This window comes from Pseudomonas sp. ICMP22404, assembly GCF_006227205.1.
Lineage (GTDB): Bacteria > Pseudomonadota > Gammaproteobacteria > Pseudomonadales > Pseudomonadaceae > Aquipseudomonas.
Genome location: NZ_VCNG01000005.1, coordinates 31870 through 48800 on the forward strand (window position 1 = coordinate 31870; position 16931 = coordinate 48800).

The following is a 16931-nucleotide window of genomic DNA, read 5'->3' on the forward strand; positions in this document are numbered from 1 at the left end:
GGTTTCTACTTGCCAACGATGCTCAGGGTGGGCGGGAGCTTCGGTCCGAACGGTGCGCCAGGCGCGAACGGGTCGGGGAGCAGGTGCTCGGGGCACTCCCTGATGAAATTGTTGAATGCGACCTGACAGGCGTTGAACAATGGCGCGTCATTCCACTCCTGCCCGCGGCGGGCGGCGCTGTCCTCCAGGGAATGGGCGAACACCAGCTCCGCCAAACCGTTCACGCCGTCCTTCCTCGCCGCCTCACGCTCCACGGTGTTCACCCCCAGCAGATCGCACACCCGGTCGAATCCCAGGCCATCCATCAGGCCTTCGGTATCCAGCATCAGCGAGCGGCCAAAGGCGCCGAGCACCTTGCGTAAGTCGTCCCGCTCGGCCCGTCGATGCTCCGTGGCCTGCTGCTGGAGTTCGTCGATCCTGCTGGTGGTGAAGGGGAGGAAGGCGCGAAGCTTCCCGGCCTCCCGCCGTATAGCCCGGCGCTCGCTTCGGATGGCGTCCGCCCTCTGTCCGAAGATGCGGCAGATCCGGCGAGTGGTGATCAGACTCGTACTCATGCTGGCGTCTGGCTTCTGTGCAATATCCAGCAGGGCGATAACGATATTGGTCTTCATGGCTGTATCTCCATGGGCGTGCGGTCATAGCTGGCAAGCAGGCCGGCGCCAGCGCTGCAATAGCGGGCGGTGGGCGCGTAGCAGGACCGGCAGGCCATGATGTGGTTGAGGTATGCGTCGCGGGCCAGTCGCCACTCGGGCGTTGCCGTGGCGGCGCTTGAGTGAGGCGCAGTCACAAACTGGGGGTGGCGTTCTGCTTGGGCGACCAGCGCCAGCGATGGACGAGGCGCAGGTCGGCGGGATTTCTCCGCGGTGATGTCAGCGATGATCGGCGGCATGTGATCGAGCAGACCGGAAAGGAGGCTCATCGCATCACCTCGCCCGAATTGCTCCACTGCCCAAATGTGTCTGTGAAAAAAAAACGGGGGAACGGGGGAACAGTGGGAACACCCAATGATTCCGGGGCTTTCAGAGGGGGATTCTGTACCCCACGTTTTTTTGTGGGGAACAGTGATAACCAAACTTCAGGAAGGCGGTATTCGCTTATATTCAAAAACATGTTTGTGTTCCCCCTGTTCCCCAACCACTCAATAAGGGGGAACGGCTACAGGCCGCGTGTTTACTGGCTGTTCCCCCGTTCCCCCTGTTCCCCACGTTTGTAGGTTCCTGTGAACTCGGGCATTCGTTTCTGGTGGTGGAGGTCATGCGGCACCGCCTTCGCTGTCCAGGGCTTCAGGGTCGATGACGTACAGCCGCGCCGATCCGCCGGCGGGGATGCGGTACTTTTTGGTTTTGCGGCTTTCTCGGTCGGTGTCGCGCTTGGCCAGGGCTCCGCCAACCTCCAGCGCCTTGATGACGCGGGTGAGACCGAACCCATGGGCGGCTTCGATGAGGGCGGACTTGTTGAACAGGAACAGTCGCTTGTTGGCGACCACCTCCCAGTACCCGGCGCGGTTGAACACTTTGGCGTCCGCCTCGGGTGCGTCCACGTCCGAGAAACGGCTGCTGCCGTGCCTGTCGATAAAGTCGATGATGCCGGCCAGGATCTGGCGGTCTTCGGCATTCCCTCCACCGACGCGGGAGAGCCATTCGCCGTAGAGCAGGCGGCAGTCGGCGAGGGCGGTACCGGGTTCCCACGGGAGCAGTCCGTAGGCGATGGCCATCTCGCCCGCCAGCGCAATCACGGCGAACCGGTCAGCCACACGGCCGGCCTGGGCGTTGTCCTCGACGAACTGAGCGCGGATGCCGTCGAAGTCACTGAGCAAGCCGGGCTTGTCGTCGGCCGCGACCAGGCGTTCCACAAAGGCCGGTCCCAGGTGGCCATGGTGGGCGCCTACCGCGACGGTAAGCTGCCGGTGAAAGTCCGCACCTTCCAGGCCGTGCAATTCGTCAAAGGCCCGATGGGTGCGGGTGCCAGCGTTCACGTCGACCATGCGCAGCTCGGCGCCAGCGTGGGCGGCGTTACCGGATATGGCGGCGTGCTCGGAGAGGGAGCGCTCGCCGCTGGAGAGCGTGAGAAGGCGCCAGCTCAGCTTGCCCCGGGCCTCGCGCTCGCGAGTCATGGTGCCTTTGCCCTGGCCGTTGGCGAGGGAGTAGGCCATTTCCTGTACCCGCTTGGGGTCGGCGCGTTTGATTTCGTCCAGCGGCAGGATGGTGTCGTTACGGCTCGATGCCTCGATCTCAAGGCCGCCCTTGGTCATGTCCCAGCTGGCGGCGAACACCCCAGGATCGCCCCACACCGACGAGCCGATCAGTTGCGCCAGCGACTTGCCGCTCGAGCTATCGCCCACTAGGTGAACGCCGCCACCCAGCACGCCGACCAGACTCAGCAGCGGCCCGGCCAGTGAGCAGCCGATTGCCAGCGTCAAAACTGGATTACCTGCGCACTTGGCTGCCACTTCCGACTGCCATCGCGCCAGCTCGCCGCGCTGACTGAACAGAACCTGGGCCTTGTTGCTGGACTGATATCGCACGTTGGCGGCGCCTATCGTTCGCCCAGGCAGCACGAACGCCCCTGATTCGTGCCAGCCCGGTCGACTGGTGGTGGCGAATACCTCGGCGGGGTGCTGGTCGAGCAGATACTCCATGAACGTGCCGCGCTTCTTGAGAGCGATGATGACGCCCATGCCGAACAGTGCCCGCCGGGCATCCTCACCGCTGCCGCCGAACACCTCCATGGCGATGATCCATTCCTTGATGCCACCCTCGGTGACCAGGTGGAGGAGCCGCCCCTCGCTGCCGTCGTCGCTGTTGGTGGTGCGCGCCACGACTGTGACGGGGCTGGAGATCCATTCATCGCTGATAGGGCTGTCGGCGGCGTCGTTCTCCGCGTCGTCCTGATCGGCGGCGGTGCGCTTGAAGCTATGCCAATACACGCCCGGGCGCAGCTTGCGGCCGTTCTCATTGGTGACCCAGTGCTCGTACACCGCCCAGCAGGGGCGAACTGGTGCGATGGTCGCGGCTTCGGGCCGAAGGTTGATCACGTTGGTGTCAGGCTTGGCCATGGGCGAGCTTCCAGTTTGCGAGGTCGTTGAAGTCGGTGAGGTCGTCGGGCGCACCTTCTGGCCAGTCAGGGAAAGCCACCTGTCCACCCACTGCCGCCGCGGCTGCGTTTGCCGCTGCGCGCCCCGGGTTGCCATCGGTGAGCCGATCGTCGTCACCGGCGATGACGATTGGCTGGCCCGGGTAGCGAGCACGAAGGGCCATCGCTGCGGGGATCAAGTTGCCCGCGTTCATGGCTGCCGCAACGACATAGCCGCCATGCTGGTGGAGGCTGGCGGCCGTTGCCCATCCTTCGCAGATGCACAGCACGGAGCTGGGCTCGATGATGCCCAGCGGCGAATAGGTGCCCTTGATCCGTCCGCCAAACAGGAAGCGCTTGTCGCCGTCCGGGGCAATTCGTTGCAGGTTGACCAAGCGCCCATCCAGGTACAGCGGGATCAGCAGGTCGGTGCCACGCTGGCGCAGACCGTAGGAGCGAACCGCCTTGGCAACCAAATACGGATGGTCGGGTGAGGCGCGGCGCGCATTGCGCCACCAGTGGTTAGCCTTCTCGGCGGCCTGCTGCTGGCGCCGGTGTTGCTCGGCTTCGCGCTGGCGCCGGGCCTGGTCAACTCGCTCCCTGATCTGGGCCGCTTCGCGGACGTCCACTGGTTCGCGGCTACACCAGGTGCTGGCGCCGCCGGCCTTCCAACTGCCGAACGCGCCGGACGCGATGCCATCCAGATACAGCACATACCAACCGTTGAGGGAGCCTGGTTTATCCTCCGGTACCCGGAACCGATGGATCAGGCCATCAGGCTCTGGCATCCAGTCGAGCGGGCCATAGACGGCCTGGAGCGCGTCACGGAAAAGGGCCGTAGCGTCAGTCATGCGGCCCCCTGTGGCGGCTCAAATCGCGCCAATACTGCGTTGAGCTTGGTGGTCGTCTTGCGCATCAGTACGGCGCGCTCACGGTTTGGCTCGCTGTCACGGAATGCCGTCAGGTCGTTGAAGACGCCGACCAGCAAGGCAAAGCTGTACGAGTCGATATGAGGTGTCTCATCGTCACGCACGATGCTGGTGAGGGGGTCGAACGGGATCACATCACCCATGGCTCACCTCCCGGCAATCAGCGCCAGCGAAGGCCCGGCAGACGCGGCCGTTGTTTATGGCGTGCCAATGCGTGATGTCGTCGATGGAATCGACCAGACAGGCCGTGACCTGGGCGTCGGCGCTCCGCATAACCACGCGCCCACACTCAGCGTCGGCTTCGCTCAGGAACGGGCCCAATAGCGCTTTTGGCGCCTTCGGATGGGTCACATAAAACAGTTCGTTGGCTTTCTTCGGGCAAGCCGATCCCGTCGACGCAAATGCGTCGTTTTGAAATTTCATGGTCTTAACCCTTTATCGAATCAGTGTGTGCGCGGCGTTCTTCATTGCCTGCTGTGGCTGGGTTTTGATCGCTACACGACTGAGCCCTAAGCCTGCGTTGGCCTTCTGAAGCTCGGCCTTCTCGTCAAGCTTGGCGAGCCTGCAACGGGAGGCCATCGCTGCCGCGTGCGCCCATCTGCCGATCTCCTCCATGAACCCCAACACCTGCCCATGCAGAGTGTCTAGCTCCTCTGGGTTGGCAGTGCTGGCTCGATCGATCCAGGCAGACGCGATGCTCTTGAGATGGCCGCCATCGGCGTCATGATCGTGTTGGCTCATGTGCTTGATTGCGACGAGACCCAAGGCACGACCGGTTGCCCAGCCTCCGTTGTAGCCACCGGTCAAAGGGACATCCCAGTATCCGATTCGCCCGTAGCGATCGACATAGTTTTCGTAGCCGACATAGGGGAGGCGGTGCGCCGGATACGTTCTGCGTGGCTTGAATTTCAGTGGCTGGATCATCGGGACGCCTCCTGCTCGGCGATGACATCACCGAGGAGATCGGCCCAAGCCAAGGCTGTGTGCTGTGCGAGCACGGCCATTACGCGGGCCACAAGGATGTGAGTCGAGGGCGAGGCGATCAGCGCCAGCGACAGGGCCAGCAGGGCGAGGATGTCTTGAGCGTCACGAAGCTCCTCCACGACATCGGTGTAGCGTTGGGCTGCTTCAGTCATGCCGCACCTCCGGCCGCGGCCAAGTGGCTGTTGAGCAGTTCAAGGATTCGATGCGCGTCCGGTTGATGACTTTCGGCGAGGTAGATGCCCAGGCTCGCCAACCCTGGCGCGTTTTGACCACCTCCATGTTTATGATCGTCGCGAATTGCGGTCATGAGTGCGAACATCCAGTCGGCGAATTCACTGGCGCAATCCAGCTGGAAAACGGCCTCATCGGCGATCTGTTTGTATCCAGGGGCTGTATGTTCGGCGTTCATCTGGCACCTCCTTCGCCCATTTCTGTTCGGCTACCCACCACGCCATGCGAGGCGCCCAGGTGGCGATGGCGCCAGCAAAAGTTGCCGCTGAAAATCCGGATCTGCTCAAGGTGGCGAGCGATATCGCTGGCCGGCCCGGTCTCCTGCTTGCACAGCAGCGGCTCAATCAGCGGCCACAGAATCCGCTCAAGCTTGTTGAATTCCTCACGGGCGAAGTTCATGGAGCACATGTCCCGAGCGTCAATGACAGCGTCGCCCAGGACTTGCCCCTCGATTGGATCGGTGCCGACGATTCGCAGCTTGCGGTTCATTGCGCACCCCCGGAGGCTTCCAAGGTGCGGACGATTGCCATGTGAGCGTTGTAACGGGCGAGGCGAACGGAAAGGGACGATTTAGCGTGAAGGGCGCTCAGGGCCATGCGGCGGTGAGCAAATGCGCGAATTGCGGACGGAATGAGGGCGTGTTGCATGGGTGTAGCTCCCGAATCATGAGAACCACCACGGCCTGCCGCCAAGCAGAGAAGGGTGGCGAGTTGCACAGGATTGGCGGACCGGTGATTCAGGAACCCGGCGCACCCGAGGGTGCTCCTGCGCAACCCGCCATAACACGAGAATGCGGACGCAAAAAAAGCGCCTGCAATCGTAATGGGGGCGCTGTTGCGCCTGAAATCGTTCGACCCGCCAAGGTCGGTCGCTGAATTTGCAGCGACGGGTAAACCATACCGGCGGGAGTGACTGCTGGCAAGAAGACTTATCGACCGTTCATCGTTGAACATGAGGGGCGTATTCATGCTGCAACCTGCCGACGGGACGCGCCCGTCTTCTCAAGCATGGCCAGGACGTTGCGCCCGCGCTTGTGTTCGGAGGTCGGCAGACTGTAGCGAGTCACCAGGCAAGGCAACCCCCAGTGGTTCGGCACACGCTCCATCAGGCGGTTGAAGTTCAGCCCGTAGCCGTTGGCCAGGCTGCTGATGGTCGAGTGAAGGCAGTGGTCGCCTAAACGCTCGGCCTCGAATCGGTTGAGGCTCCGGTCTTGGAGGAAGTGTCCCAGGACGCGGCTGATCTTTGTCGGCGCTTTCCCGGTCCCGGTGGTAGTATCGGTTTGAGATTTTTTCGGGCTGGCCTTTGTGGGTTGGCCTTTTTTTTGTTCGGTCATTTATGCGGCCTCTCCACGCAGGGCGATGCGCTGGCGCACCCATGCCTGGACCTCGGCCAGCACGAAGCCAACTGGCGAACCACGCGACTTGCTGTTGCTCAGCGGTACAGGTCGAGGGAAGGTCGGATCGTCTTTGAGGCGTTTGTACACCGTGGGGCGGGCGAGGCCGGTGATGGCCTCCAGATCCGGCATGCGAATCAGGGTGATCGCTGGGTCGAAGTTCTGCGCTGTGTTGGTGGAAGGTTGGTACGGCGAGTGGATGGTGTGCATTTTGCGTTTCCCGATACTGATGTAGACAGGAAACACAGTGCTTTGGCGGGGCTATTGTCGGAAATGGATGACATGCCGGCGTGCCGGCATGTCATTAGCGCTCTGTCACTTACTGACAGCTATGTCAGAACGATCTGACACATTGTCAGGCTTGATAGCGCTCGCTAATTCCGCAGCCTGGCGGATCGGAATGCCTTGCTCCGAGATGAAGCTTTGGACGCTTTTCTGCAAGGGAGGGCGTTCCGGATCGTAGCCAATCCAGAACTTAACGGTCGCCTGCTGGGCAGCTGAAAGCGCCCTTGTCGTATAGGGGAAGGTCAGTTCTCCGGTATCGATTGGCGCGTCGCGGCTATGGGGGCGGGGAATAAGCAGCGGCTCAGGTTCTGGCGTGAAGGTGCCGGACGGCGCTGGTGCAATATGACTTATTGATTCAGCCGCTTCGAGCTCGTCAATTGCATGAGTCCGGTTGAGGACGTAGGACATCCCCCACGCCGCGCACAGCATGCCGCCAGTGCTGCCCATAATTATCCATCCCAGCGTGTCATACCCAAACTTCTTCAAAGTCAGGAACACGCACAAAAGGATCATTCCGGTGATCATGCCGGCGAGAAATATTCCAAGTTGGCTATCGTAGTACTCGCGCTTCATCCGCCGCTCCCTCCCAGGAGCCCCATGACTAAATCGGTTGATCAGGCGGTTGGGAGTCCCGCTTTTCGCCCCGTCGGGCTAGATCAACCGAAGCTCTGCTCTGTTGGGTGCTGGTTATCCAAACAGTAGTGGCGAACAGTCTATATCTGTCTATATGGCAGATGAAAGCGCCACGTCAGGCGCGCTTGCCAAAATGCCCCTGAATCACAACACCGCCGGCCAAGCCGTCCAGATAGTTCGCATACCATTGCATCATCGCCGTGCGCTGCGGCAGGTACTTCGCTTTGTTGTACACGCCAGCGACGCCAGGCTTCTTGTGCGATAGCTGGGCCTCGATGTGGTTCTCGTCGAACCCGTTTTCATTGAGGACCGTCGACGCGATGTGTCGGAACCCGTGCCCGGTTTGGCGCCCCTCATACCCCATCCGGCGCAGCGCCATCAGGAATACGGTGTCGCTGCGGGGCTTCGTGCGGTCACTGCGCCCAGGGAAGAGCAGGGGATTGCCACCGGTGTACTGGCGCAACTCTTCCAGCGCCTCGATCGCCTGAGTGGAGAGGGGCACCAGGTGTTCCAGCCCTTTTTTCCGGCCCTTGCGATCAACCGGCACCGTCCAGATTTTTTTATCGAGGTCGAACTCTGACCACTGGGCCTCGCGCAGCTCACTGGGGCGCACGGCGAACAGGCTCAGCAGGCGCAGGCCGAGGCGAACGTCGTGTGCGTGAGGGTATGCCGCGATGGCGCGGATCAGGCCGGGGAGTTCTTCCTGGGGGACATGGGCATAGTTCTCTGCCTTTCCTGACTTGAGATACTTTTGCAGGCCTTCCAGCGGATTATGCGTCGCCCGGCCGGTAACCCGGGCCAAGTCGTACACGTCGCGGCAGTAGGAGCGCACCCGGCTCATCTGCTCGAGGATTCCCTGCTGCTCCATGCTGCGGAGGAACTCCATCCATTCAAGTGGAGTGATGTCGACGAATTGGCGCTTGCCGAAAACCGGGAAAACATGACGCTCCAGGGCGCCGATGATCCGCTTCGCCGTGCCTGCGTCCCAGTTGGCCAGGCGTGAGGCGTACCACTCCCGCGCCAACGGCTCGAATGTCTCGCCAGCGGTGTCCCGCTCAGCCTTCTTGCGCGCCTGCTTTGTGACGATAGGGTTTTTGCCATCGGCGGCATCGTTTCGCAATTCGGATGCTTTCTGCCTGGCCATTGACCCACTCACTTCGGGGTAGCCACCAAGCCCAAGCCAAGACCATTTACCGTCCGGCTTCTTGTAGCGGTATTGCCACGACTTTTGGCCATCAGGCTTCACGCGGAAATAAAGGCCGCTCCCATCCAGTTCGCGATACTCCTTGGCATCAGGCTCGAGGCCGGCTAATGCGGTATCGGATAGGGGCCGGCGCTTTATCTCGGATCGCTTCATTTGGGCTTGTATCCCCTCGGTTCAATTATTTGTCGAGGATACACAGCGGGATACACGAAGGGAAGGTATAGGGGGATACAGAGAGAGATAGCCAGAAACAAGAAAGCCCGCACTAGGCGGGCTTCTTGAGGTTGTTTAGAGACTCATGGAGACATCTGTAAACAGGTACTTGGTGGCTACACAGGGACTTGAACCCCGGACCCCAGCATTATGAATGCTATGCTCTAACCAACTGAGCTATGTAGCCAAGTGGCGCGCATTATTCGCCGGTAGCGAGGATGTGTCAAGCGTAAATCTGAAATATTTCTCTGCGCTTTCAACCGCTTATCCTTCCTCGCTACAAATGCCCCTCAACCGAGTTGAAATCTCCCGGTATTCGCACTCAGCGCCTGGCTTCCCTGGCTCAGGGTATCCGCTGCCAGGTTCACTGCCCGTGCACCATCCAGCAAGCGCATGGCGGCTTGATCGACCTGCTGGATATTGCCGCTGACCTCGTCGGCCGTGCTGGCCTGTTCGTCCACTGCGGTGGCGATCTGCGCCAGGGTATCGGTCACGCTTTGCACCGCGCTGGCGATTTCCCCCAGGCGTTCGCCCAGGCTGGTGACGGCTTGGGCATCGGTCTGTGCCTGCTCGCAGGCAGCTTCCATCAGGCTGACTGCTTCATTCACCGTAGCGCGCAGGCTGTCGACCGTGCCTGCAATCTGCTGGGTGGAGGACTGGGTACGCTGCGACAGGCTGCGGACCTCATCAGCCACCACCGCGAAACCGCGCCCCTGTTCCCCGGCACGCGCGGCTTCGATGGCGGCGTTGAGGGCCAGCAGGTTGGTTTGCTCGGCCACGCCACGGATGGTGTCGACCACCAGTTGGATCTGCTGTCCCTGTTCGCTCACGCGGCCCAGGGCGGCGGCGGTGTCGTTGAGGCGCTGGTTGAGCTGCTGGATGCTCGCGGTCGTGCGTTGGCTGTCGCGACTGCTATCGGTAGCGATGCGTCGGGTCTGTTGGGCGCTGTCGGACGCCTGTTCACAGCTTTTTGCCACGCCTTGAGAGGTCGCGGCCAGTTGCGTTGCCGCAGCGGCGATCTGGCTGATCTGCATCTGTTGGGCTTCGACTTCTCCCAGGGCGCCGCTGGAATGGGTATTGAGGGTGCGCACGGCATTGCTCACCTGCGACGTCTCGTGGTCGACCCCCAGCAGGCTGTTGCGCAATTGCACCACGGCGACGTTGAGGGCGGTGCTGATCGCCGCCAATTCGTCGCGGCCTTGCACCGGCACTTGCAGGCTGAGGTTACCGTCACGCAGGGCTTCGGCCAGCAAGGTGATGCCGCTGGCGCTGCGGCGGATGGACGCTTGCAGGCAGACAAACAGGTAGAGAGCCGCCAACAGCAGGCAGCCCAGCACTGTCGCCACCAGCGTGAACTGGCGGATCGCCGTGGCGTGATAATGGTTCAGCCGCGTATCCAGGGCCACCAGGGATTGCTGGCGCAAGGCGGCCAGATCGGACAGCAGGGCGTCCAGGTGTTTCTCGAAGTCTTCCGGCTTGAGGCTGATGGAGCCGCCGAACACGCCGTCATCCAGCACTTTCAGTTCGGCATCCAGATGCTTGAGGCTGCCTTGGTATTGACCGGCCCAGGTTTGCAGGTCGCTGGGCAAGCGTGCTTCCAGGAGCCCACCGGTCTTGAGCAATTGATCCCGGGCGTCGCCGATGCGACTGCGCAGGTCCCGAAGTTGCAGGCGGCTCTGCAGAGTGAACTGGCCCGACACCACCGAGGCTTGTCCGACGCTGGCCAGGCGCCCGACCCGCTCGATCAGCTCGGGGGTCTGCTGGGTCGAGATCTGGGTCAGCAAATAGGTTTCGAGCCAGGAGGCGAGGATCAGGCGATTGTCCATCACGATCTGCTCGCGCAGAGCTTGCAGCGCACTGAGGGCGGCGGTGAAGCGGTCATAGCCGTCTGGCCACCAACCCACGGCGCCCAGGCTTTTCGAATCCAGGCCCTTGAGGCTGGTCTGCAAGGCTTGGTAGCGGGCGAGGATATCGGCTTCGGCGCCTTCGGCCTGCAAGGTGGCGTTCAGGTCATCGGCGGCCTGGTTGAGGGCCGGTTGTACGGCATCGAAAGCCGCCATCGCGGCAAGCGTGGCAGGCGTAGGTTGCCGATTGGTTTCCGTGGCGCGCCAACGGGCAGCGCGGTTGCGCTGGGCGGTGAGCAGGTTGTCCAGGTTGTCCAGGGCCAGTAACTGGCGGACCCCGGCACGTTCCCCGGAAATCAGGCTGAGCTGATCGCGATAGTCCTGGCCGATGATCCACAGACTGCCCATGAGTGGCAGGATGAAGAGCAAGAACAACAATTGGAATTTACCGGCGAAGCCGAAACGTCCCAATAATCCGATGCCCGGTGATAGAAAAGCCTGCATGCCCATACTCCCCTGAACACCCTTGCACTCTTTTTGTGCGTTTCTACACAAATGCTGAAACAGGTGTTCTTTTAAAAGGCCTCGAAAATTCGCTCTGATCGCTCTGTACGCGGGCTCTGTAGCGAAACTTCCCATTCTCGGTTCCCTTTGTAAGGGACCGCGTTATAACGAAAAATAAGGCAAGATTCAGACCATGGCGTTGAGCTATCACCTTGGCGGCGGGGATTTTTTAGGTCGATAGCATGCTAATTAAAAACGTGCCGCACTAAAATGGCGCATTGCGGGGCCTGTCAGCGTGCGCTCCCCGTTCGCTGAGTTGAAACGATACGAACGTTGGGTCGCCGAGTGTGCTCTCGTCACGACTAAAGTACTGATTTGTATAAGTCCTAAGTTGATGTTGTAGAAATATTGCCCGTGTTAATTTGCTGCTGTGGTTGTTGGTTTGAATGGATTCTGCGGCTTTATTCAAGGGTGATCCTGGGTGATAGCAGAAGCAGGCTTTACATTCTTTCCGCCTATCGCCCTTGCCTTCCTGGAAATAAGCCTCCGGTTTCTGATTCGAACGCCTCTTCCGCTACCGAGTGGATAGAGCGATGAATGCTTTCCCCCCACTTGCCACGTTTCAATGCTGGTAAACAGCTGTATCGCCGTGTCCTTGAAGGCGTTCGTTCGAGGCGGCGTAAGCAGCGGTGATCGATTGTTATTCGCCACGTCGTGCACACGTTGAAATGCCGCCGTCGTTGTTGACGGTAGCAATAAATAGAATCAGGCAGGGGTCAATATGAAGTTCAAGTCGTTGCAGGCACGTATTTGTGTCACGGCGGGCGTATGCCTGTTTGTCTCATCGGTCAGCCTGGTTGCCTACGGGCTCTTCACCGCTCGCGCCAATGAGCATTATGTTTCGACGGAAGTGACGGCACTGGTTGAAAAATCGACGATTCGGGAAATTCAGAACCTGGCCGAGTCCCGCGCCAACGCCATTCAGGCCAGGCTGCAAAACGCGCTGGATGCAGCCCGCACCATGGCCAATACCTTTGCCGCCGGCAAGGCCGTGCAGAGCCCGCTGGCATTGGGCAGGGATCAGATCAACAGTGTATTGCTCAGTGTCCTCAAGGATAATCCTGACTTCAATGGCACGTATTCCTGCTGGGAGCCGGATGCATTGGATGGGCAGGATCGCGCTTTTCGAAATGCCCAGGATGGCAACAATCCGCTGACCGGACGTTTCACGCCCTATTGGACCCGCAGCGCGGACGGCCATGTCGCGGTGCAACCGCTGGTGGAGTATGACTCCCCTGACCGTCACCCCAATGGTGTGCCGAAGGGCGGTTGGTACAGCGGCCCGCGCGACACCCTGAAGGAAAGTGTGTTGGACCCCATTCCCTATGTGGTCCAGGGCAAGAATGTCTGGCTGACCACCTTGTCGGTGCCGATTGTGTCCGGCGGCAAGTTCTACGGGGTGGTCGGGGCTGACTTCGATATCGCTTTCATCCAGAAACTCAGCGAGCAGATGTCTGCCGATCTTTACGATGGCAAGGGGTCTGTTTCGATCATGAGCAACCAGGGACTGGTGGTCGCAGACAGCAAGCGTACGGATCTGATCGGGCAACCCATCAAGGCCTTGTTGCCCGATTCCTGGGAAAAGGTGCTGAGTGATATCCAGCGTGGTCGTGGCGATGGCCTGCTCAATCCGCAAACGCAGAATATTGAAGTGCTGATGCCCATTGAACTGGGACGCACGGGTAAACCGTGGGCAGTACTCATTCGCTTGCCCAAGGCGGTGGTCATGAGCCAAGCGATTGCCCTGGAGCAGGAGTTGCAATCGCGCAGTATCAGTAACAGCGTCTGGCAAGTGTCCGTAGGGCTGGGCATTTCACTGTTGGCTCTCGTTGGCCTTTGGTTGGCCGCGGCAAAAATCGTCGGGCCGATTCGCGAGGCTGCTGCCCTGGCGGCTCAGATCAGCCTGGGGGATTTCTCTCGTCGCTTGGTGCAGAAGTCCGAGGACGAAGTCGGGCAGTTGTCCATCGCGCTCAACGACATGTCCGAGAGTCTGCAGCGACAGGTCAGGGTGGCCGAGCGCATTTCCGAAGGCGATCTGGACCTGGAAGTCCGGCTGTCTTCACCTCACGATACCCTGGGCAAGTCGCTGGAAAAAATGGTCACCAACTTGAACCAGTTGATTTCCGAGGTCCAAGTCAGTGCCACCCGAATCAGTGGCAGTTCGGCGCAGGTCACCGATCTGAGTCAGTCCTTGTCCGATGGGGCGGCCAACTCGGCCTCGTCCATCACCGAGATCAGCGCGGTGATGACCCAGATGGCTGCCCAGACCCGGGACAATGCCGCCAATGCCAAGAAGGCCGATGAGCAATCCCAGTCATCACGGGCCGATGCAGGCGAGAGCGACAAGTTGATGAGCGAGCTGATTGCCGCGATGGCCGAAATCGATAATTCGGGCAAGGACATCACCGCGATCATTACCACCATCGATAACATTGCCGCACAAACCAACCTTCTGGCACTGAACGCCGCCATCGAGGCTGCCCGGGCCGGTGAGCTCGGGCGCGGTTTTGCCGTGGTCGCGGATGAGGTTCGCACCTTGGCAGCCCGTAGCGCCGAGGCCGCGCAGCAGACGGCCGCGTTGATTGCCGATTCCTCGAACAAGACCCAGCGCGGCATGATCATCGCCGGACGAACCGCCGAGTCCCTCAAGAATATCGTCAGTGGCACCAGCGCGGTGTCCAGCCTGGTTTCGCTGATCTACCAGGCTTCCAGCGAGCAGGCTTCAGGCTTGCAACAGGCCAGTGTCGGGTTGGAACAGATCGATGAGGTGACGCAGAAAAACCAGTCGAGCTCGCAGGAATGCGCGGTGGCGGCCAAGGATCTGTCGGAGCGGGCGTCGCTGATGCAACGGGTGTTGAGCCGTTTTAAAGTCAAAGGGGGCTAGTACCCGTTCCCAGGCGTATGGCCAAGCATGTCAAATCAGCACAAGAAGCCCTGCATCGGTGATGGATGCAGGGTTTTTGTCAGATCCTGTAATAATTCGCCTCGCATGAAGCGTCCTGAAACTCTGTAGGATTTTTATCCCCAATTACTTCAGGTCGATATGAACACCACCATGGAGCCCCCCAGTCGCTTTTCTCCTCTCGTTCGCTGCACCCCTCTGACAAACTCTTTCCGAGGGAGCGAATAATTCCATGGAATGGATCGTTGACCCCACGGCCTGGCTTGGCCTTTTGACGCTGATCGTGCTGGAGCTGGTGCTCGGCATCGACAACCTTGTCTTCATCGCCATCCTGGCCGACAAACTTCCTCCAGAGCAGCGGGATCGCGCCCGCATCATCGGGCTGTCCCTGGCGCTGTTGATGCGTCTTGGCTTGCTGGCCAGCATCTCGTGGATGGTGACCCTGACCGAACCGTTGTTCGAGGTCTTTGACAAGACGTTCTCGGGTCGAGACTTGATCATGTTGTTCGGGGGTGTGTTCCTGTTGTTCAAGGCAACCATGGAGTTGCATGAGCGACTCGAAGGCCATGTGGCCCAGCGCTCGGGTAACGCGGCCTATGCGATGTTCTGGCCAATCGTTGCGCAGATCGTGGTGCTGGATGCAGTGTTTTCGCTGGATGCCGTAATCACTGCCGTGGGCATGGTGGAGCACCTGTCGGTCATGATGATCGCGGTGATTTTCTCCATTGGCCTGATGATCGTCGCAAGCAAGCCGCTGACGAATTTCGTCAACGGGCACCCCACGGTCATCATGCTCTGCCTGGGCTTCCTGATGATGATCGGTTTCAGTCTCACCGCGGAGGGCCTGGGTTTCCACATTCCGAAAGGGTATCTCTACGCCGCGATAGGCTTCTCGATCCTGATCGAACTGTTCAACCAGTTGGCTCGCTCGCGTCGCAAGAAGAGCCTGCAGGGTCGTCGCCCCATGCGCCAACGTACCGCCCATGCGGTGATGCGTTTGTTGGGTGGCCACCCATTGGACGCCGACGAGGTGGGTGAAGAGATTGCCGACATGCTCTCAAGCGATGAGGCCGAGCCGGCGTTCGACCGACGTGAACGGGTCATGATCAGCGGTGTGCTTCAGTTGGCGGAGCGCCCGATACGCGGTGTCATGACCCCCCGCGCGGAAATCGATCACCTCGATCTGGCCGACGCCCCAGACGTGATCCGCACGCGGCTGATGCATTCGTCGTATTCCAGGCTGCCGTTGATTCGCAATGGTCAGGTCGATGAGCCGTTGGGCTTCGTGCACAAGAAAGAACTGCTCAAGGAACTGTTGGCGGGGCACGAGCCCGATCTGGAAGCCATGGCCCGCAAGGCAATCAACTTGCTGGACAGTTTCACGATTCTCAACGCGCTGGAACAGATGCGTAAGGAGTCGACGCATATCGCTTTTGTGGTGAACGAGTTTGGTGATTTCGTGGGACTGCTCACCATGACCGACATCCTCGAATCCATCGCCGGTGAGCTGCCCGATGCCAGTGAAATCGAAGGTCCGAATATCCTGCCCCAGGAGGGCGGTTTCCTCATCAACGGTGCGCTGAATCTCAGTCAGATTCGCGAGCAAACGGGCTTCCAGGCACAAGCCACCGAGGACTATCAGACACTCGCAGGATTGGTCATGAGTTTGCTGGATCGCTTGCCGGTCATTGGCGATGAACTCCATTGGCAGGCGTGGCGCATGACGGTGGTTGAGGTCCAGGAGCGTCGGGTGACGAGGGTGTTGTTGCGTCCTGACGGATATGAGACAGCATCCAGTCGATAAACACCTGGGTTTCAGCCGCTGCGTCCTGGGAGACGCCGTAGTAATAACGGATCAACGGCAGGCGCAAGGAGGGAAACGGGCAGGTCAGTCGCCCTGTGGATAAGTCCCTGCCCAACAATGACGCCGGACACAGGGCCACTCCCAGGCCATCGACGGCGGCTTGCAACACCAGATGCATATGGTCCAATTGCAGGGTCGGTTGGGTTCGCAACTGAGCGATACCCGCCTGCCTGGCCCAGTCCTGCCAGTCGCTGCTGCGGGTTTTACCGGTCAGCAGCGTGTGCTGGAACAGATCATTCGGGCTGTCCAGCGGCTGGCGTTGCAGCAGCGACGGGGCGGCGACCAGTATCAGGTGGTCTTCCAGTAACGCGTGGGGTTGAACGTTGGCGGACCATCCGGACTGTCCACGGCGAACCACGACGTCAAACACCTCGCGCGATTGATCCGGCGGCAGGGTGCTGGTAACCACTTCAGGGTAGATATCCGGATACAGCGCCATGAAGTTGGGCAATCGCGGAATCAGCCAGCGCACCGCGAAGGATGGACGCACATTGATCGTCACCTTGCGCCGCGAAGCACTCCGGGTCAGGGCGGTCGCGGCATTGGCAATCTGTGCAAGGGCCATGCTGACCTGTTCATAAAACGTCTGGCCGGCCGACGTGAGCACGGATTGGCGGGTGCGACGTTCGAAAAGCAGCACCCCCAGGTGTTCTTCGAGCAGCTTGATATGACGGCTGACAGCGCTGTGGCTGACATGCAGTTCTTCGGCCGCACGGCTGAAACTCTGGTGGCGAGCGGCAGCGGCGAAGGCACGCACGGCGTTCAAGGGCGGGAGGTCGGCAATCATGCGTCTAATTTAGTCACATCAGGGGC

Annotated in this window: 18 protein-coding genes, 1 tRNA gene and 1 pseudogene; 3 read left to right on the plus strand and 17 right to left on the minus strand. The window is 60.5% G+C overall.

All coding sequences use genetic code 11. From position 1 onward, the window contains the following. Positions 1-5 precede the first annotated feature (5 nt). The 16 genes from FGE05_RS10835 to FGE05_RS10910 form a co-directional block, all read right to left on the minus strand. A complete protein-coding gene (locus FGE05_RS10835; RefSeq protein WP_139644754.1) occupies positions 6-611 on the minus strand; it encodes a hypothetical protein in 606 nt (201 codons plus the stop codon). Continuing rightward, entirely contained in the window at positions 608-919 is a 312-nt protein-coding gene (locus FGE05_RS10840; protein ID WP_139644756.1) for a hypothetical protein, read from the minus strand. Before FGE05_RS10840 ends, FGE05_RS10835 begins: the two co-directional genes overlap by 4 nt. Positions 920-1252: 333 nt before the next feature. Further along, positions 1253-3055 carry a DUF927 domain-containing protein gene (locus FGE05_RS10845; protein ID WP_139644758.1) on the minus strand — a complete coding sequence of 601 codons (1803 nt, stop codon included), beginning with the start codon at positions 3053-3055 and terminating at the stop codon, positions 1253-1255. Beyond that, the gene (locus tag FGE05_RS10850; protein WP_139644760.1) at positions 3042-3923 is read right to left on the minus strand and encodes a toprim domain-containing protein; all 882 of its coding nucleotides are present in this window, start codon (positions 3921-3923) and stop codon (positions 3042-3044) included. Before FGE05_RS10850 ends, FGE05_RS10845 begins: the two co-directional genes overlap by 14 nt. Beyond that, positions 3920-4144: a hypothetical protein gene (locus FGE05_RS10855; RefSeq protein WP_139644762.1), complete on the minus strand. Its 225-nt coding sequence runs from the start codon at positions 4142-4144 to the stop codon at positions 3920-3922. Before FGE05_RS10855 ends, FGE05_RS10850 begins: the two co-directional genes overlap by 4 nt. Beyond that, on the minus strand, positions 4137-4424 hold the full coding sequence (locus tag FGE05_RS10860; RefSeq protein WP_139644763.1) for a hypothetical protein: 288 nt from the start codon (positions 4422-4424) through the stop codon (positions 4137-4139). The genes FGE05_RS10855 and FGE05_RS10860 overlap by 8 nt, the downstream gene beginning before the upstream one ends. 12 nt (positions 4425-4436) lie before the next feature. After that, positions 4437-4925, minus strand: coding sequence for a hypothetical protein (locus tag FGE05_RS10865; RefSeq protein WP_139644765.1), 489 nt, complete (start codon positions 4923-4925; stop codon positions 4437-4439). Further along, positions 4922-5137 (minus strand): hypothetical protein, encoded by a 216-nt coding sequence (locus tag FGE05_RS10870; protein ID WP_139644767.1) that lies wholly within the window; start codon positions 5135-5137, stop codon positions 4922-4924. Before FGE05_RS10870 ends, FGE05_RS10865 begins: the two co-directional genes overlap by 4 nt. Further along, positions 5134-5394 carry a hypothetical protein gene (locus tag FGE05_RS10875; protein WP_139644769.1) on the minus strand — a complete coding sequence of 87 codons (261 nt, stop codon included), beginning with the start codon at positions 5392-5394 and terminating at the stop codon, positions 5134-5136. Before FGE05_RS10875 ends, FGE05_RS10870 begins: the two co-directional genes overlap by 4 nt. After that, positions 5391-5705, minus strand: a complete 315-nt coding sequence (locus tag FGE05_RS10880) for a hypothetical protein (RefSeq protein ID WP_139644771.1) — start codon at positions 5703-5705, stop codon at positions 5391-5393. Before FGE05_RS10880 ends, FGE05_RS10875 begins: the two co-directional genes overlap by 4 nt. Before the next feature lie 475 nt (positions 5706-6180). After that, positions 6181-6549: a hypothetical protein gene (locus FGE05_RS10885; protein ID WP_139644773.1), complete on the minus strand. Its 369-nt coding sequence runs from the start codon at positions 6547-6549 to the stop codon at positions 6181-6183. Further along, positions 6550-6819, minus strand: coding sequence for an AlpA family transcriptional regulator (locus FGE05_RS10890; protein WP_139644778.1), 270 nt, complete (start codon positions 6817-6819; stop codon positions 6550-6552). 105 nt (positions 6820-6924) lie between these two features. Further along, the gene (locus tag FGE05_RS10895) at positions 6925-7467 is read right to left on the minus strand and encodes a hypothetical protein (protein ID WP_139644780.1); all 543 of its coding nucleotides are present in this window, start codon (positions 7465-7467) and stop codon (positions 6925-6927) included. Positions 7468-7642: 175 nt separating this feature from the next. Then, positions 7643-8884: a tyrosine-type recombinase/integrase gene (locus FGE05_RS10900; protein WP_139644782.1), complete on the minus strand. Its 1242-nt coding sequence runs from the start codon at positions 8882-8884 to the stop codon at positions 7643-7645. Between the two features lie 170 nt (positions 8885-9054). Beyond that, positions 9055-9131: transfer RNA gene (locus tag FGE05_RS10905), tRNA-Met, on the minus strand. Positions 9132-9234: 103 nt separating this feature from the next. Beyond that, positions 9235-11427, minus strand: coding sequence for a methyl-accepting chemotaxis protein (locus FGE05_RS10910; RefSeq protein WP_373682456.1), 2193 nt, complete (start codon positions 11425-11427; stop codon positions 9235-9237). 886 nt (positions 11428-12313) lie between these two features. Here FGE05_RS10910 and FGE05_RS30375 point away from each other — a divergent pair. From FGE05_RS30375 to FGE05_RS10920, 3 genes and pseudogenes are all read left to right on the plus strand, one after another. Further along, positions 12314-13336: pseudogene (locus tag FGE05_RS30375) on the plus strand (HAMP domain-containing protein); the annotation flags it as partial. 111 nt (positions 13337-13447) lie between these two features. Then, positions 13448-14236: a methyl-accepting chemotaxis protein gene (locus FGE05_RS30380; protein WP_373682467.1), complete on the plus strand. Its 789-nt coding sequence runs from the start codon at positions 13448-13450 to the stop codon at positions 14234-14236. Positions 14237-14486: 250 nt separating this feature from the next. Continuing rightward, positions 14487-16058, plus strand: a complete 1572-nt coding sequence (locus tag FGE05_RS10920) for a TerC family protein (RefSeq protein ID WP_139644787.1) — start codon at positions 14487-14489, stop codon at positions 16056-16058. Here FGE05_RS10920 and gcvA read toward each other — a convergent pair. Beyond that, positions 15940-16905, minus strand: a complete 966-nt coding sequence (gene gcvA, locus FGE05_RS10925) for a transcriptional regulator GcvA (protein ID WP_139644789.1) — start codon at positions 16903-16905, stop codon at positions 15940-15942. The two genes, FGE05_RS10920 and gcvA, sit on opposite strands and share 119 nt — an antisense overlap. Between the last annotated feature and the right edge of the window lie 26 nt (positions 16906-16931).

Excerpts from the sequence above, each read along its gene's own strand:
- FGE05_RS10835 (WP_139644754.1), bottom strand. The coding sequence starts at position 611 with ATGAAGACCAATATCGTTATCGCCCTGCTGGATATTGCACAGAAGCCA.
- FGE05_RS10840 (WP_139644756.1), bottom strand. The coding sequence starts at position 919 with ATGAGCCTCCTTTCCGGTCTGCTCGATCACATGCCGCCGATCATCGCT.
- FGE05_RS10845 (WP_139644758.1), bottom strand. The coding sequence starts at position 3,055 with ATGGCCAAGCCTGACACCAACGTGATCAACCTTCGGCCCGAAGCCGCG.
- FGE05_RS10850 (WP_139644760.1), bottom strand. The coding sequence starts at position 3,923 with ATGACTGACGCTACGGCCCTTTTCCGTGACGCGCTCCAGGCCGTCTAT.
- FGE05_RS10855 (WP_139644762.1), bottom strand. The coding sequence starts at position 4,144 with ATGGGTGATGTGATCCCGTTCGACCCCCTCACCAGCATCGTGCGTGAC.
- FGE05_RS10860 (WP_139644763.1), bottom strand. The coding sequence starts at position 4,424 with ATGAAATTTCAAAACGACGCATTTGCGTCGACGGGATCGGCTTGCCCG.
- FGE05_RS10865 (WP_139644765.1), bottom strand. The coding sequence starts at position 4,925 with ATGATCCAGCCACTGAAATTCAAGCCACGCAGAACGTATCCGGCGCAC.
- FGE05_RS10870 (WP_139644767.1), bottom strand. The coding sequence starts at position 5,137 with ATGACTGAAGCAGCCCAACGCTACACCGATGTCGTGGAGGAGCTTCGT.
- FGE05_RS10875 (WP_139644769.1), bottom strand. The coding sequence starts at position 5,394 with ATGAACGCCGAACATACAGCCCCTGGATACAAACAGATCGCCGATGAG.
- FGE05_RS10880 (WP_139644771.1), bottom strand. The coding sequence starts at position 5,705 with ATGAACCGCAAGCTGCGAATCGTCGGCACCGATCCAATCGAGGGGCAA.
- FGE05_RS10885 (WP_139644773.1), bottom strand. The coding sequence starts at position 6,549 with ATGACCGAACAAAAAAAAGGCCAACCCACAAAGGCCAGCCCGAAAAAA.
- FGE05_RS10890 (WP_139644778.1), bottom strand. The coding sequence starts at position 6,819 with ATGCACACCATCCACTCGCCGTACCAACCTTCCACCAACACAGCGCAG.
- FGE05_RS10895 (WP_139644780.1), bottom strand. The coding sequence starts at position 7,467 with ATGAAGCGCGAGTACTACGATAGCCAACTTGGAATATTTCTCGCCGGC.
- FGE05_RS10900 (WP_139644782.1), bottom strand. The coding sequence starts at position 8,884 with ATGAAGCGATCCGAGATAAAGCGCCGGCCCCTATCCGATACCGCATTA.
- FGE05_RS10910 (WP_373682456.1), bottom strand. The coding sequence starts at position 11,427 with ATGGGAAGTTTCGCTACAGAGCCCGCGTACAGAGCGATCAGAGCGAAT.
- FGE05_RS30380 (WP_373682467.1), top strand. The coding sequence starts at position 13,448 with ATGGTCACCAACTTGAACCAGTTGATTTCCGAGGTCCAAGTCAGTGCC.
- FGE05_RS10920 (WP_139644787.1), top strand. The coding sequence starts at position 14,487 with ATGGAATGGATCGTTGACCCCACGGCCTGGCTTGGCCTTTTGACGCTG.
- gcvA (WP_139644789.1), bottom strand. The coding sequence starts at position 16,905 with ATGATTGCCGACCTCCCGCCCTTGAACGCCGTGCGTGCCTTCGCCGCT.